Raw genomic sequence first — 14671 nt, forward strand, 5'->3', positions numbered from 1 at the left:
GAGTTTTTACAATTCAGAATTTTGAAACTTGTTTTTAAAATTTTGATATTCAAATTCATTGATTTCAAATTCTCCATACCAAACATTATCAAAGATATAGGCAAGTTGTCTGTATTTTGCTTTAGATTTTTCGTTTTTCAGTTCGTGGAGATAGTCTCGATTGGTTTTTTCGGGATTCCAGTCGATCTGTTTTTTATCTGAAAGTTTTTTCAAAATATAAAGAAAATGATAACGAATAGCTGAGCGAAAATCTTTCTGATTTTCAAACTGAAGAATACTTTCCGGAAAATTGATCTCATGGATATTTTCATGCAAATCTCCGGTTTGTATATCTACTTTTTTATTTTTTTTGCTGAAGAAAAAATTCCCATCTTTTCCGATTATGTATCGTATTATAAAATAAAGAATAAAACCAATGATAATGATTGCCAAAAACCTGATGATGGTTTCGGTAATGGATGATGCCTTCAAAGGATCCATTTCTCCGAAAATAGATTCAACAATTTTTCGGATTCTTCTTTTGATTTTCTCTATTAACGGCTCTTTCGGTTTCACCGTTGTGTAATTAAATTCTTCACCTTTGTATTTGTCACGAAATTTTGGCGCGAATTCTTTTGGATAAACAGTGTTGGATGTTTCAGGCGAATAGCGTAATACAGAATCTACCTTTAGATAATCTTCCTCATTTTCATTTTCGTTTAGCGTATCCAATTCTATAGCATTAGGAATAGGAATTTGCTCTTCTTGTGCAAAAGCAAAAGAATATAAAAAAAACAGTAGAAAAAAATAGAATTTATACTTCATTAGTGCCTATAGAATCAATCTCCAAAATTTCCATTTGCTGATGTAGATCTGTCCTGTTGTCATAATACATCAATCCGGAAGCTACCAAAAGAACATTCATCAATATAAATGAAACCAAAATAGAAACTCCATAAATTAAAAAAAATGCAAATCCCATTGGTCCTTCATACGGATTTTCTTCAAATCCGCCACCTGAAGAAGGAGTGGTGAATAAAGCACCAAAATATATAAACATCGGTACCATAGAAAATATACTGGTAACAGTCTGTATAATAAAATAAATAACAATGGTTGCTCCCCAATATTTCCAGAATGGTGATTTTTCGTTTTGATTTTTGTAAGAAAATTGGGCTCTCACCGAATAGCTTAGAGATTCAAAAAAACCTTTTCTGGTCTGAAGAAAATCATACAATAAGAAATTCACCATATTGGAAAAAGAAGGAATAAGGAAAAGCAAAATGAAAATTCCTATTATAATAAGAACCAATACATAACTGATACTTAGCAATACAAGAAAAGCTGGCGTCACTATAAAAAGTAAACCTAACATCAAAATGATAATTCTTCCAAAATTATTCTTTATATCGCCTAAGATTTCATCGGTTTTTATGTTTGAAGTTTCATTTTCACTTACTCTTTTCAAATAAAATACCGGAAAGCAGTACGCTATGATGGAAAAAGCCATACTCAATACAAAAAAGACAATCACAAGGAAAATCAGCATACCGATGTTGTCTTCAAAATATTGCTCGAAATAATGTGAATTTCCATCTATATTTCCACTGAAAAGCTGTGTGAAAAACTCTCGGTATCCAAGTACAAAAAAAACCACAAGAGTTATCAGTAAGAGACCATTGATAAGAAAATAATTTTTAAAATAATTCTTACCATACAGTTTAAAAAATTGGAAGGTATCTCCTACCAAAGTTCCAAAGTCTCTTTTTTTGTAAAATTGCATCATTTTATGTTGGTATTTATTTTTTTATAAACAATATAGGGATAAACGAAATAATAAGTACTAATAATGAAAAGACATCCGAAGATAATTACCAGATTTAGAAATTCGGGCATTTTCAATGCATAACGCGTAACATAACCTTCAATAATTCCTGCAATAATAGTAAAAGGAACTGTACTCAGGAAAATTTTGAAAGCATCCTTGAATCCTATCTTAAAAGAATTATAACGCGAAAAAGTTCTTGGAAACAGAATTGAAGCACCTAAAATAAGACCTGCCATAGCTTCTACTACCATACTGAAAATCTCAAAAGTACCATGCAGCCAAATTCCTCTTGCAGAATCTTTCAAAGCTCCATATTGAGCAAAAAAATATTGAAAAGCTCCCAACATAATACTATTATACATCAGCGAAATCAAAGTACCAACTCCCGCAAAAACTCCCATAGTAAAAAGAGTAGCTCCTACTTTTAAGTTATTAAAAATGATCCCAATAGCACTTCCCCAATTAGAACCTTCTTGGTAGACACCTACTGCATTTCCTTTTTTAATGTTTTCGATGGTCATGTTCACATACTCTTCTCCCAAGATGATTTTTACAAAATCTTTATCATAATAGCTAGAAATAAATCCGATCATAGAAAACAATATGAAAAATCCGAAAGCATAAAACAGATAGCGATGATACTGATAGACTAATAATGGTACTTCAGTTTTAAAAAAATAGACAAGTCTGTTTTGCTCTGCACGTTTGGTTTTATATATTCTTTGGAAAATTCTAGCTGAAAGGTAATTAAGATAAACAGTAGTTTTACTTTTCGGATAGTAGGTTTGTGAAAAAGAAAGGTCATTTACTAGATTGATATACATTGAGGAAAGATCATCCGGATTTTTTTTTACCTTTCCGTCAATAACCTGCTCAATTCCCAACCATTTTTCTTTATTTTGCTTTATAAATGCAACCTCTCTCATAATTGATGCTAAAATAATAAAAAATATGTCTCAGATAGATATCACAACCTCACAAAATGTAAATATTACGTTCACTTTGGCAAGTGTCGGAGAAAGAATTGTTGCTTTCTTCTTAGACATTCTGGTTATGATTGCTTATGGAATACTTATTTCACTACTTTTAACATACGTCCTGAATGTGGATATATATTTTTCAAAATTAGATGACTGGTCTGTTATTGCCATTCTTACTATTATTTTTTTGCCGGTAAGTTTCTACGCATTGCTTACAGAAAGCCTAATGGAAGGGCAAACTTTCGGAAAAAAAATTCTAAAAATAAAAGTAGTAAAAATTGACGGCTATCAGGCAGGCTTTGGCGACTATCTGATACGATGGATTTTCCGTATTGTAGAAATTTTTATGACTATGGGTATTCCTGCTGTTTTATCTATTATTATTTCGAAAAACAATCAGAGATTAGGAGAAATTGCATCCGGTACTGCTGTAATTTCGTTGAAAAATAAAGTCAATATTTCTCACACTATTCTGGAAAATCTGAAAGAGGATTACATTCCAACTTTTCCGCAGGTTATTGCCTTTTCGGATAATGATATAAGAATTATTAAGGAGAATTTTCAAAAAGCAGTTCGGATAGACGATAGAGTAATTATCCAAAGATTGACCGAAAAAATCAAAGAGATACTCAAAATGGAATATGATGATAGGCAATTTACGCAAAGACAGTTTATCAATACCATTATTAAAGATTATAATTATTACACAGGAAAAGAAAATTAATTTTGTATTTTAGATAAATTTTTTTGAAATGCGATTTGAGAATAATAGATCAGGAAATGGAGGATTTTTGTCTCTTCAAAATGAGACAGAAGAAATAGGAAGACTTACTTACACTATTTTTCCTGAGGACAATAGGCTAATTATTTCCTTTGTATTAGTCCACCCAAAATTTGAAGGAAGAGGAATGGGAAAATATCTTGTAGAAGAAATCATAAAATTTGCAAAAGAAAACACCTTGAAAGTTTATCCTCATTGCTCTTATGCCCGATCTGTAATGATGCGCATGGATGATATAGAAGATATATTTCTAAAATAAAAATCCGAAACCAAAATGAGGTTTCGGATTTTTTTTATTTTTTTTACAGAATTTCTAAAAGAGCATCTGTCATTTCCATATTGTGATAAACGTTTTGTACATCATCATCATCATCAAAACGTTCCAGCATTTTCATATTTGCTTTGAATTGCTCTTCATTCACTTCTTTCGTCAAATTAGGAATCCTTTGAAGTTCTGCACTTTTAACTTCTATGCTTAATTCATCTAATTTATGAGATAAAGATCCAAAATCTTCAAAAGCGGTTGTAATCATTACTTCTTCTTCATCCTGATCAATTTCTTCTGCACCGCCATCTATCATTTCCATTTCGAAATCATCCCAATCCATTTTTATCAGGGATCTATCAATAGTAAAAATTCCTTTTCTGTCAAAGATAAAAGCAAGCTCACCATTTTTTCCTAAATTTCCATCAAATTTATTGAAAACAGCTCTTACATTTGCTACAGTTCTAGTTGGGTTATTAGTGGTACACTCCACAAAAAAAGCGACACCGCCTTGTCCGTATCCTTCATAAGTAATTTCATCATAACTTTCAGCATCAGCTCCGGAAGCCTTTTTAATAGCTCTTTCTACATTATCTTTCGGCATATTTGCACCTTTTGCATTTTGGATGCAACGTCTTAATGCTGGATTAGATTCAGGATCAGAACCTCCTGCTTTAACTGCAATTGCAATGTCCTTTCCTATTTTAGAAAACGTTTTGGCCATTTTATCCCAACGAGCCATTTTTGATGCTTTTCTATATTCAAATGCGCGTCCCATGAATTTTAAAATTTGGTTACAAAAATAATGAATTTATAAGAATAAAAAAACGTCCTCTGGTGAGGACGTTTTATATATTTAGAAAAATGTATTATTTTTTCTTTTTAGAAGTTGCCTTCTTTTTAGTTGTTTTCTTAACAACAGTTTTCTTTTGTACAACTGGAAGGTCTGACTTTTGAATAGCGTCCCAAGCAGCAGCATCAATAGCTTTAACTACAACTTTTCTGTCCACCATTCTTTCTGAATCAGTAGCTTTCTCATCTACTTTAGCCTCAGCTTCACCAACACCACTTGATTTCAATTGATCAGGATTAACTCCTCTAGATTCCAAAGCAGCAACTACAGAAGCAGCTCTTTCTCTAGAAAGTTTTAAATTGTAAGTATCAGATCCTTTTTTATCTGTATGACCTGTAACTAGGAATCTTCCAGATTTTGACTCTTTAATGATAGTAGCTGCCTGATCTAATTTAGAATTAGATTCTGGTCTGATGGTAGCTTTATTGTAATCAAATAAAATACCTTGAAGAGCGCCAGTAGCTTCTTGTTCAATTACAGTATCTGGTTTAGGACATCCGTTATATTGAGCAAGACCTGGAACTGTAGGACAAGCATCATCTTTGTCAAGGATTCCATCTCCGTCTGTATCTGGCCAAGGACAACCTTTGTTTTCAGCTGGACCTGCTACATCTGGACAAGCATCATCTTTATCAAGAACACCATCACCATCTGTATCTGGCCAAGGACAACCGTTGTTTTCTTTTGGACCTGCTACATCTGGACATTGATCGTCTTTGTCAGCGATACCATCGCCATCAGTATCAGGACATCCTTGGAATTCTGCTAAACCTGGTGTATCAGGACAAGCATCGTCTTTGTCAGAAATACCATCTTTATCTCTATCTGTGTTTCCAAATCTGAATAATAAGGAAGCAGAAGCCTGCCAGAAATTAGCAATATCAGATTTATCTACTGGAGTGGTAACGTAATCTCCTTGAACACCAAGACCAAAGTTTTTAGTAATCCAGAAATTCGAACCTAAACCACCATTAACAGTAATGTGATCAGCTTTTCTCTGAGTACCTGCTTCACCATCTGAATATCCAGGGTAAGTATTTCCGTTTACATCTTTAAGTGGGAAAGTAACACCTGTATAGTCATGTCTTAGATAGTTACCACCAACTCTTAAATAAGGATCAAACCAAGATTCTTCATTCCAAAGTCCGTTAAACTTGAATTGAAGACCAAGACCTGTCATTAGGAAAAATTCTTTCCCCATGCCAATTCTCTTATTATCTACATTCCCTACGGAAGTTTGCCAGTCAAGTACTAAATACTTATTCAAATTTCTTGCAACTGTTAATTTAGATAAAGGTGGAGTAATAGTAAAGTTATTGATATTCCACAGTTGATCTCCAGTTAAGTTATCAAAAAATTTGTTCATACCACCTCCAGCTGCAACATGATTCACCGCATGAGCACCTACACCAATCACCCATTTGTTGGTAGTAGTTTGAGCGAATACAGTTGAGGCAATTGTAAGTGCCAAAGCTGAAATTCCTAATTTTAGATTTTTCATAGAATTAAATGATTAAATAATTGATAATGCAAAATAAATATAATTTTTCTTTATATACAAAGTTTTTTAAGGTTTTTTTAACTTTTCTTCAATATCCTATCAAGATTCCTTTTATTTTCTCTTTCCTTTATGGTTTCTCTTTTATCATAAAGTTTTTTCCCTCTTGCCAATGAAATTAACAGTTTAGCTTTTCCCCTATCATTTATATATAACTTTAATGGAACTATGGTATTACCAGCATCCTTCAATTTCCTTTCAAATTTTTGCAATTCTCTTTTATGAAGAAGAAGTTTTCTTTCTCTTTTTGTCTTATGATTATAGAAAGTTCCCAACTTGTACTCATCTATCAACATATTGATAATATAAAGCTCACCTTCAATAATTTGACAAAACGCATCAGTAATAGAGGCTTTGGACGAGCGCAAAGATTTTATTTCGGTACCGGTAAGTACAATTCCCACTTCAATTTCCTCAAGCAATTCATATTCAAATCTTGCTCTTTTATTTAAGATATTTACCGTTTTTTCAATTTTCATAGCTTCTTTTTGCAAATGTCTAAATCTTAATAATTTTAAATTTATACAATTTCAGGATATAATTTTAAAATTTTTTCAACATAAAAGTTATTTAAAATCAAACTAAATTATAAGCCAATAATATTAAGTTTCATTCTGTAAACCCAATTTCTTTTTGTAATTTTGCGCCAAATTTACAAACTATATGCTAACAGTATCCAATTTATCTTTACAATTCGGGAAAAGAGTACTTTTTGATGAGGTGAATATGATGTTTACCAAAGGAAATTGTTATGGTGTGATCGGTGCAAACGGAGCGGGAAAATCTACATTTCTCAAAATTCTTACTGGGAAACAAGTCCCTACAACAGGAAATGTTTCGCTTGAACCCGGAAAAAGAATGTCGGTTTTGGAGCAAGACCATTTTGCATACGATAACTACACCGTTCTTGAAACTGTACTAAGAGGAAACAAAAAATTATTTGAAATAAAAGAAGAAATGGATGCACTCTATGCAAAGCCGGATTTCTCTGACGAAGATGGAATTAAGGCTGGAGAACTGGGTGTAATCTATGATGAAATGGGAGGATGGAATTCAGAATCCGATGCGCAAACTATGCTTTCCAATGTCGGGATCAAAGAAGATATGCACTGGCAAATGATGAGTGAACTGGAGAATAAAGACAAAGTAAAAGTTCTTCTTGCACAAGCGTTATTTGGAAATCCGGATGTTTTGATTCTGGATGAGCCTACCAATGATTTGGATATTGATACCATTTCTTGGCTGGAAGATTTTCTTGCTGAGTACGAAAACACGGTAATTGTGGTTTCTCACGACCGTCACTTCCTTGATGCTGTCTGCACGCATATTTGCGATTTGGATTATGCTAAATTAAACCTTTATACCGGAAATTACTCTTTCTGGTATCAGGCTTCACAATTGGCAACAAGACAAAGAGCACAAGCCAATAAAAAGGCGGAAGAAAAAAAGAAGGAACTTCAAGAATTTATTGCTCGCTTCAGTTCCAATGTGGCAAAAGCAAAACAGGCAACTGCCAGAAAGAAAATGCTTGATAAATTAAACATTGAAGATATCAAACCTACATCCAGACGCTATCCTGCTATCATTTTTGAAATGGAACGTGAAGCCGGTGATCAGATTCTTGAAGTAAAGGATTTGGAAAAATCTAAGGATGGAGAAGTTCTTTTCAGCAATATTGATTTTAAATTAAAGAAAGGCGACAAGGTAGCTATCATCTCTAAAAATTCATTGGCAATTACTGAATTTTTTGAAATAATTGCCGGAAATGTAAAACAAGACAAAGGCGAGTACAATTGGGGAGTAACTACTACACAATCTCACATGCCACTTGACAATACCAAGTTTTTTCAGGAAGATGTAAATCTTGTAGACTGGCTAAGACAGTTTACAAAAAATGATGAGGAAAGACATGAAGAATTTATGAGAGGATTTTTAGGAAGAATGTTATTTTCAGGGGATGAAGCGTTGAAATCTTGTAAAGTACTTTCCGGAGGTGAAAAAATGCGTTGCATGTTTAGCAGAATGATGCTTCAGAAAGCCAATGTACTTTTGTTGGATGAACCAACTAACCACTTAGATCTGGAAAGTATCACTACTTTAAACAACTCTCTTTCCAATTTTAAAGGAAATATTCTTTTAGCTTCTCATGACCACGAGTTATTACAAACTGTTTGTAATCGTGTAATCGAGCTTACTCCAAACGGTGTTATTGATAGAGATATGACGTATGATGAATATCTTGAAGATAAAAAAATTAAAGAGCTGAAAGAGAAAATGTACTCTTAATAGTTATTAAAAAAAAAACGGAACCGGCCAACATTGGCCGGTTCTGTTTTTTTAACCTAAGGTTATAATCAACTAAATCAGAAATCTTCTATGCATTATTTCTTAATAAATTTTTGTTTATCCACTATTTTTCCTTTTTCATCGGATAACTCTATGATATAAACTCCATTTTGTAGGTTTTGGGCATTTATTTTTTTATTATTGGATTTTCCTGTTGAGGCTATTTGTCCGGCTGTATTGATTATTCTATAAGAAAATTCTCCTGACGTTTTTGTCTGGATATTAATAATATCTTTTACAGGATTTGGATATAATGTGAGTTTTTCACGTTCAGTATTGGAAGTAGACAAAATATTAGCTTCAGAAATATTAAGAGTATAGTCTTCCACTTGTCCATAAAGTAAAGAAGTATTACAAGGAGTTGTTGTATTCCTATTTTCAAAAACTATTCTCATTCTTACATTTCCAGTATTTATGTTTGTAGGAATAGTAATAGTGCCGATAATAGTATTGTTGATAGATTCATAACTTAAAAAATTGGAAAAAGCAATATCATCATTTTCAAAATTGCCATCGTTATTCCAGTCAATATATACTCCTATTGCTTCTTCGTATAATCCAACAGGCCATAAAACCTCCATTTCGAAAGTATAAGATTTTCCTTTAGTTACATTTCCGATAATATTTGAAAAATTTTGATATCCATTTTCTCCAGTATTTGGATTATCAATATTAGTAAATTTCACGTGTTGTATCTTCTCTTCAAGAGCATCCATATTAGGTATGCAATAATTAATTTGAGCACTTATAAATTGAAAAGTACATAAAGCCATGAAAAGGCTCATAGGAAATAATTTAATTTTCATAATCAGTGTATTTTTGTTTTAAGTAAAATTATGGTAATTAAATATTACTGCTAATAGACATTTAGAATTCGGTGGTTTTTAATTAGAATTTGTAAATAATTGAAAATCAAAACAAAAAAAGTCTTTCAATTTGAAAGACTTTTCATCATTTGTGTTTTTTATTCTTTAACTACTTTTTTGTTTATGATTCCTTTTTCGGTTTTTATTTTCAGATGATAGACTCCGGAATCTTTTCCTTGCATTGAAAGTTTTAAAATTTTAGAATTAGCATTTTGTTTTTGAAGCATTCTTCCTTGCACATCATAAATTTCGACAGACTGAATGATTTCATCAGATTTAATAGTAATTTCAGCTTTTGTTGGTACTGGATAAATGGAAATATTTTGTCTATCTTGTTCTTGGGTTTGCAGTGTGGAAGAAGAACAGGATGATGTGACAGTACAATCATTAATATTATGCTGTGTAAGATAATTCTGTACTGATGGTATTTGGCTTTCATCACAACAGATATATGATATTGAATAAGGAAGATTTACCTCTTCGTTACTACCATTTTTTATATATAGATTTTCTAAAGGATTTTCTAAAAGAGATAATTGTAGTAGGTTGCTATCACCGCTTAAATCTAAAATTGTAAGAAGTTGATTGTCTACTTTCAAATTTTTTAATTGTTGTAATCCGTTCGCATTTAAAGAGATTAAAGTAGGAGAAGTTATTGGTTCATAATAGACGTTATAAGCTACACCATGAGAAAGAATAAGCGTTTCTAAATTTGTATAGTTGGCAAAATTCAAAGTTGAAACCATAGGTTCATAACTTAGATATTTTAAATTATTACAGCCATTATAATTTATATTTACCCTACCATATTCACAATCCAATATCTCAAGTTGTGAACAGCCTTGTACATTCAGTGAATTTAAAATTAAATCATTATTTGTAGTATACTCATCATGAAAGCGATAATTTGACCAATAATTGATGTATACCTTTTTTAAATGGATATTGTTAGACAAATCTATATTACTTATAGCATTATACTGATTTGAATCTTGAGCTCGGGATGTTAATCTCAATGTTTCCAGTCTATTTAATCCATTCCAATTCATAGAGCTGAGATCCACATTATGAAATGAAATATTCTTTAAATTCGGAGTCTGCTGAAAATTTATAACAACATTTGCATCTGTGTATCCAAAATAATTACCACTGCATTCAATAGACTCTAAGGATGTACATCCGGTTAAATTTAACCCGTCTACAGCCCCCTTGAAACTCTTTAATTTTAAACAATTGGATAAATCAAATGAAATATTGTAAAGAATTGCATCGGAATTTAGCGGGAAATCTGCTACAGATACTTCTTCTAAATTTTGCATTTCGTGCAAATCAAAAGCAATGAAAGATTCATTGTTTATTTCGGAAATATTTAATTTTTTTAAATGAGTAAAATTCAAAATACCTTCAACAGATGTCATGTAATAAGCAAGACCAAAAGATAATTCGCTCACTTGTTCTGCTTCGCTCATTTGTATTTCTCCATCTCCATTCATATCTATGGCAAAATAATTTCCATTCAAATCTTTTGCAATAATATTGTCAGAAGAAGATGAAAGTAGTTTGGCTTTAAAATTTGCATCCGGAAAATTTATGATTTGTGCTTTTGTCGTAATACAGAAAAGCAGCAACAAAAAAGGAATAGATCTCATTGTTTTCATGTCATTTGTGTTTTTAAGTAAAATTAAATCATTTCAATAATGACATCAATTCATATTTAGAATTCGACAGTTTTCAATTAGAATTTGCAGTAAAAAAACCTTCCTTCAAAAAATTTTGAAGGAAGGTTCAAGATATAGGATGTAAAAAATTAGTTTTTAATTAGTGTTTTTACTTTCACGCCTTTTTCGGTTTTTATTTTCAAGTAATAAAGTCCCGAACTTGCTTTCAAAAAAAGTTTTGTGTTCTTAGAATCGCCAATTTGCTTTTGTACAATTCTTCCCTGAACATCATATATTTCTACAGAAAGGATTTTAGAATCCGCATCAATAGTCAATTCTCCTTTTGTAGGAACAGGATATACATTTACAGAATTATCCTTCACTTCATTTGCCTGAAAGGTTTCTTCACCAAAAGTGGTTACTGCATCATTGGTTTTCACCGGGAAATTATAGTCGAAATAAATATTGGCATTGTTGGCTACATGATCTCCATTTTGCAAAGACGTATTGGTTTTCATTTTCAACACCACATTTCCATGCTCGCCACTTCCAAGATTTATATTTTTCATAATAAATTCAGCTTTATTTTCTGTTACTTTTGTATAAAGTGAATGAGAAGAATTTTGCACCTGAAGTGTTTGAGCATCAAAATAGTCCGGATTGATGTCCATTTCCACTACAATATTTTCGGCAGCGGCAGTTCCGGTATTTTCAAAATTTACGATGTAATGAAGATATTCGCCGATTTTTTCAACAGGAGCGGTTTTGCCTTCCAAACATACAATATCATTCGGATCAAATGAGCCTACTACAGTTTGTTCCAATGCAAATGAATTGTCATTTTCGTGGATATCTCCTAAAACCGGAACTATTGCATTAAAGTTCAACTTGTCTCCATTATTTACAGGATTTGTAGGATGTGTTGGCGGATTTACATTCAGAACAATTTCCGTAGCTGTATTTTCATACGGTTTTAAATTGGAGAAAGTATATGTAATCTGATTTCCTGCTAAAGTATGAGGCAAAGATGAAGATACAAAACTCATTTTAGAATTTTCAAAACTGAACGTTACGTTTCCTGAAAGATTCGTATTTCCTTTATTTCTCCACATCATTTTGTAGGTGGCATCAAATCCCGGTCTTGCATTGGTAACTGGTGCAATAACTACTTCCAAGTCTTTTGCATTTCCAACCTTTGTTACACAAAAATTTTGAGTAGAAACATTGTTATTAGTATCTGCAAAATTCACAGAAACGGAAGCTGGAGAAACTTGAAATAATGCAGGATTTTCAGCTTCGGCAGTTACGGTGAAATTTCCATCTTGAGTGTAGAAATTATAATTTCCCTCTACGTTTGTGAATGTTTCTCCGGAGTTGGTTCCGTCATTTATTTTTAGCTTAAGATATTTAAATACCTCATCTCCGGAATCGCAGCCATTTCCGTTTTCATCAAATCTTGCCGTTCCGGTGATCGTGTTGTATGTTCCGCCTGGAACAAAGGTGCAGTAGGTGTTGATGGAAGCTGTTTTGCCTTCATTAGACAAAATAGCATTGATCATTTCTATCTCTGATTCATCTGCACAGATGTATTGGATATTGGTATTAGTAAATGCACCACCATAAGTTTCTATATATTGTTGTTTCCCATTTTTCAGAAATAATGATTGGAGATTAGGATTATTAGTGATTACCAGAACTTCCAAATTGGCATTCTGAGATGCGTCAAAAGTAGAAATATTTGTACTACAATATATAGTTTTAAGATTTTTAAGAGATGAAATATCTAATGATGATATTTTATTACTACCAATAGTTAAGTTTTCAATTTTTGGAGTATTATCAAAATTTATCTCATTTAAATTATCACTGGATATATATAAATTTATCAGATTAGTACAATTTTTAATATTAAAATCTTGCAAGTTTGTCTGCATCGCATCTATTTCTGTTATTGAGGTACAGTTTTCGAAATTTAGTTTTTCTAAAACACCTTGTATATATCCTTGCCCATAATAATATGAAAATTTTTCTAAAGCTGTACAATTTTTAAAATTAGCATTTATCAAACCTTCTTGTCCTGAAATATTAATATTTTTAAGAGCTGTACAGTTTTCTGCGTTCAAATCATGTAAGAAATTTGCTGTAAAGTCAGGTAAAGGTTGGGCATTGATATTATATCCTACTCTTAAAAATAGAGACACCAAATTTTGTAGACCACTAACATCCAGTTGGGATATCGTCTGATTTTCTATACTTAATTCCTGAAGTTGTGAATTGTTCTTAATGGTAAGGTTTTTTAATGGTCCAAAAAAATTATCATACATACTATTGCCATTCACATAATAATTCAACTTCAATACTTTTAAATTAGAAGCCGATGTCGCATCGAAAGATGCTGCACTATATTTTGATACTAAAATATTTTCCAAATTTGGAACATTACTCATCGAAATTCCGGAGTTGGAAAATACATTTATTAAAGAAAGAACAGGACAATTATTAGCTTCAATCAATCCTAAAAATTCTGAAGAACTTTCTATACTTGTAAGATTCTGACAATTGTTGGCTTTCAAACCACCAATATTTGAATAATCGTTAAAACTTAAAATCGAAATTAGTGGACAATTACTTACATCCACACCTCCAAACATCATTGGTATATAATGAGAATAATCGCTATTAATAGATAAATTACTTAACTGACTGCAATAGCTTAAATTAAGATTATATAAACCGATTGAATGTATATAAACCGATTTTAAATTTTGATGATGACTTAAATTTAATGAATAACGATTGTCATCGAGTGCAGAAAAGTTGAAAGCATCATTTATCAGTTCTAAATTTTCAAGCAGATCTGCATTCTCTATTTGTGGAAGAATATTAAGAAGATTAACATGGTCAATCGCTATGCTTAAATTTTTAAGTTGAGGAATTACTGATGGACTATTGAATTTAATTCCTGAAATTTTCAAGCCTATTAAAGCCGGACAATTATTAACCACCACAGATCCGGGATCATAAGCGTGAAATATAGCAGAAAAATTTTTCAGATTTGAAAGATTAGAAATATTTACTTCTTCTGTAGGAATAGCTACTCTATTGAGAGCAATCGAAGTAGCATTAGTGAAAGAATTAATTCCTTCATAACTCATCATTGGATATGGATCCGGGAATATCGGTTCATTGAAATGGTTATCCATTTCCGGCTGAATATTTATCTCTCCTACATTTTGCGCTTCAGTTACGCTTATTTCGCCATCACCATTCGCATCAATCGCAAAATAATTTCCATTCAAATCTTTTGCAATAGTATTATCGGAAGAAGATGAAAGCAGTTTGGCTTTAAAATTTGCATCCGGAAAATTAACGATTTGTGCTTTTATACCAATGCATAAAAACACTAATAAAAAAAGAATAGATTTAGTTATTTTCATATCATTTATGTTTTTTGTAAAGCTACTCTCTTTAGATACTTATGCCAAAATACAAATTAGAATTCGACAGTTTTCAATTAGAATTTGCAGTAAAAAAACCTTCCTTCAAAAAATTTTGAA

The 14671-nt window shown here is 31.7% G+C and carries 12 protein-coding genes; 3 read left to right on the forward strand and 9 right to left on the reverse strand.

Going from position 1 to position 14671, the window contains the following annotated elements:
• Nucleotides 1-6: 6 nt before the first annotated feature.
• The 3 genes from AC2A1C_RS04025 to AC2A1C_RS04035 are packed head-to-tail and all read right to left on the reverse strand — an operon-like array spanning nucleotide 7 to nucleotide 2733.
• Nucleotides 7-804 (reverse strand): DUF4129 domain-containing protein, encoded by a 798-nt coding sequence (locus tag AC2A1C_RS04025; RefSeq protein WP_484023685.1) that lies wholly within the window; start codon nucleotides 802-804, stop codon nucleotides 7-9.
• Nucleotides 794-1765 (reverse strand): DUF4013 domain-containing protein, encoded by a 972-nt coding sequence (locus AC2A1C_RS04030; RefSeq protein ID WP_484023686.1) that lies wholly within the window; start codon nucleotides 1763-1765, stop codon nucleotides 794-796. The genes AC2A1C_RS04025 and AC2A1C_RS04030 overlap by 11 nt, the downstream gene beginning before the upstream one ends.
• Complete coding sequence (locus AC2A1C_RS04035; protein WP_484023688.1) at nucleotides 1762-2733, reverse strand: stage II sporulation protein M; 972 nt, start codon at nucleotides 2731-2733, stop codon at nucleotides 1762-1764. The genes AC2A1C_RS04030 and AC2A1C_RS04035 overlap by 4 nt, the downstream gene beginning before the upstream one ends.
• A gap of 25 nt (nucleotides 2734-2758) precedes the next feature.
• On the opposite strand from AC2A1C_RS04035, the gene AC2A1C_RS04040 reads away from it, so the two are divergent.
• Nucleotides 2759-3511: an RDD family protein gene (locus AC2A1C_RS04040; protein WP_484023690.1), complete on the forward strand. Its 753-nt coding sequence runs from the start codon at nucleotides 2759-2761 to the stop codon at nucleotides 3509-3511.
• Between the two features lie 28 nt (nucleotides 3512-3539).
• Nucleotides 3540-3827: a GNAT family N-acetyltransferase gene (locus AC2A1C_RS04045; protein ID WP_484023692.1), complete on the forward strand. Its 288-nt coding sequence runs from the start codon at nucleotides 3540-3542 to the stop codon at nucleotides 3825-3827.
• Nucleotides 3828-3870: 43 nt separating this feature from the next.
• Here the strand turns inward: AC2A1C_RS04045 and AC2A1C_RS04050 are convergent, their stop codons facing one another.
• From AC2A1C_RS04050 to smpB, 3 genes are all read right to left on the reverse strand, one after another.
• Nucleotides 3871-4611 carry a YebC/PmpR family DNA-binding transcriptional regulator gene (locus AC2A1C_RS04050; RefSeq protein ID WP_484023693.1) on the reverse strand — a complete coding sequence of 247 codons (741 nt, stop codon included), beginning with the start codon at nucleotides 4609-4611 and terminating at the stop codon, nucleotides 3871-3873.
• A 91-nt stretch (nucleotides 4612-4702) separates the two neighbouring features.
• Nucleotides 4703-6187, reverse strand: coding sequence for an OmpA family protein (locus AC2A1C_RS04055; RefSeq protein WP_484023694.1), 1485 nt, complete (start codon nucleotides 6185-6187; stop codon nucleotides 4703-4705).
• A gap of 77 nt (nucleotides 6188-6264) precedes the next feature.
• Entirely contained in the window at nucleotides 6265-6723 is a 459-nt protein-coding gene (gene smpB, locus AC2A1C_RS04060; RefSeq protein ID WP_484023696.1) for an SsrA-binding protein SmpB, read from the reverse strand.
• 184 nt (nucleotides 6724-6907) lie between these two features.
• Between smpB and AC2A1C_RS04065 the strand changes: the two genes are divergently transcribed.
• Complete coding sequence (locus AC2A1C_RS04065) at nucleotides 6908-8530, forward strand: ABC-F family ATP-binding cassette domain-containing protein (protein ID WP_484023698.1); 1623 nt, start codon at nucleotides 6908-6910, stop codon at nucleotides 8528-8530.
• 95 nt (nucleotides 8531-8625) lie between these two features.
• Here AC2A1C_RS04065 and AC2A1C_RS04070 read toward each other — a convergent pair whose 3' ends face one another.
• From AC2A1C_RS04070 to AC2A1C_RS04080, 3 genes are all read right to left on the reverse strand, one after another.
• Nucleotides 8626-9396 (reverse strand): GEVED domain-containing protein, encoded by a 771-nt coding sequence (locus tag AC2A1C_RS04070; RefSeq protein WP_484023699.1) that lies wholly within the window; start codon nucleotides 9394-9396, stop codon nucleotides 8626-8628.
• A 158-nt stretch (nucleotides 9397-9554) separates the two neighbouring features.
• Nucleotides 9555-11114: a T9SS type A sorting domain-containing protein gene (locus AC2A1C_RS04075; RefSeq protein ID WP_484023701.1), complete on the reverse strand. Its 1560-nt coding sequence runs from the start codon at nucleotides 11112-11114 to the stop codon at nucleotides 9555-9557.
• Nucleotides 11115-11263: 149 nt separating this feature from the next.
• Nucleotides 11264-14551, reverse strand: coding sequence for a DUF7619 domain-containing protein (locus AC2A1C_RS04080; RefSeq protein WP_484023703.1), 3288 nt, complete (start codon nucleotides 14549-14551; stop codon nucleotides 11264-11266).
• Nucleotides 14552-14671: the final 120 nt, after the last annotated feature.

Source organism: Chryseobacterium sp. HNCC26DJ241, assembly GCF_057180505.1.

Excerpts from the sequence above, each read along its gene's own strand:
- AC2A1C_RS04050 (WP_484023693.1), bottom strand. The coding sequence starts at position 4,611 with ATGGGACGCGCATTTGAATATAGAAAAGCATCAAAAATGGCTCGTTGG.
- smpB (WP_484023696.1), bottom strand. The coding sequence starts at position 6,723 with ATGAAAATTGAAAAAACGGTAAATATCTTAAATAAAAGAGCAAGATTT.
- AC2A1C_RS04070 (WP_484023699.1), bottom strand. The coding sequence starts at position 9,396 with ATGAAAATTAAATTATTTCCTATGAGCCTTTTCATGGCTTTATGTACT.
- AC2A1C_RS04075 (WP_484023701.1), bottom strand. The coding sequence starts at position 11,114 with ATGAAAACAATGAGATCTATTCCTTTTTTGTTGCTGCTTTTCTGTATT.
- AC2A1C_RS04065 (WP_484023698.1), top strand. The coding sequence starts at position 6,908 with ATGCTAACAGTATCCAATTTATCTTTACAATTCGGGAAAAGAGTACTT.
- AC2A1C_RS04025 (WP_484023685.1), bottom strand. The coding sequence starts at position 804 with ATGAAGTATAAATTCTATTTTTTTCTACTGTTTTTTTTATATTCTTTT.
- AC2A1C_RS04040 (WP_484023690.1), top strand. The coding sequence starts at position 2,759 with ATGTCTCAGATAGATATCACAACCTCACAAAATGTAAATATTACGTTC.
- AC2A1C_RS04030 (WP_484023686.1), bottom strand. The coding sequence starts at position 1,765 with ATGATGCAATTTTACAAAAAAAGAGACTTTGGAACTTTGGTAGGAGAT.
- AC2A1C_RS04080 (WP_484023703.1), bottom strand. The coding sequence starts at position 14,551 with ATGAAAATAACTAAATCTATTCTTTTTTTATTAGTGTTTTTATGCATT.
- AC2A1C_RS04055 (WP_484023694.1), bottom strand. The coding sequence starts at position 6,187 with ATGAAAAATCTAAAATTAGGAATTTCAGCTTTGGCACTTACAATTGCC.
- AC2A1C_RS04035 (WP_484023688.1), bottom strand. The coding sequence starts at position 2,733 with ATGAGAGAGGTTGCATTTATAAAGCAAAATAAAGAAAAATGGTTGGGA.
- AC2A1C_RS04045 (WP_484023692.1), top strand. The coding sequence starts at position 3,540 with ATGCGATTTGAGAATAATAGATCAGGAAATGGAGGATTTTTGTCTCTT.